The sequence below is a fragment of the Oleiphilus sp. HI0043 genome, assembly GCF_001634935.1.
This window is the reverse complement of sequence record NZ_LWEY01001092.1, coordinates 1-857: the sequence shown is the minus strand read 5'-3', so window position 1 is coordinate 857 and position 857 is coordinate 1. Positions and strand designations below refer to the sequence as shown.

Genomic DNA, 857 nt, shown 5'->3' with positions numbered 1-857 from the left:
AGCTAAAAGCCTTGCTGCTCAGAAATCATATTAACTATTCAGGCAAATCAAATTGGAGCTTAAAACACCTTCGTTGGTTAACAGAGATCATCTTACCTCATCCTAGTCAGCAATTTGTCTTGCAAGAGATGATTCAAACCATTTCAGAACGCAATGCTCGACTAGAGCGTCTGGACAATGAACTCGCCCATCACGTGAAGCAATGGNGATATTATCCGGTTGTGAAAGCGATACAAGCCTTGAGAGGCGTTCGACTGCTCACCGCCACTGGTGTCATTGTAGAGCTAGGAGACTTAACACGATTTGATAGCCCTAGAAAACTGATGAGTTATATCGGAACGACGCCCTCCGAACATTCAAGTGGAGGAAAACGACACTTAGGCGCGATCACCAAGTGTGGAAATGGGCGAGCGAGGAGATTGTTAGTTGAGGCTGCACATAGCTATCGCTATCCCGCAAAGATATCGAAGGAATTACAGCTCAGGCAGGAAGGATTGCCGAAAGAGGTAATTGATCAAGCTTGGCAAGCACAACAGAGATTATGTAGACGATATCAACGACTAATACACAAAGGTAAACATCGAAGTGTCGTGGTAACGGCGATCGCACGAGAACTGATAGCTTATATCTGGTCAATCTCGAAGGAAGTCACCTTACCCAGAATAGATCCAAAAACACGAATCTCACGCGTACCCGCTTAAGTAGATAAGGAATAATACATGAACAAGTTTAGCGTCAATGCAAAAGATCAAGCAGCGGCTGTGGTGCAATCACCGAAGGCGTTAGGTTGGCAATGAGCTAGCAGTACATTGATCCACGAGCATAGACTGAAGACAGGCACCACGACGTAATAAGTA

At 45.1% G+C, this 857-nt stretch carries 1 protein-coding gene; it reads left to right on the top strand.

The genetic code is table 11. The features are described 5' to 3' along the window. The coding region (locus tag A3729_RS11940) for an IS110 family transposase (RefSeq protein ID WP_156497914.1) at window positions 1–701 on the top strand (701 nt) is incomplete at its 5' end. Window positions 702–857: the final 156 nt, after the last annotated feature.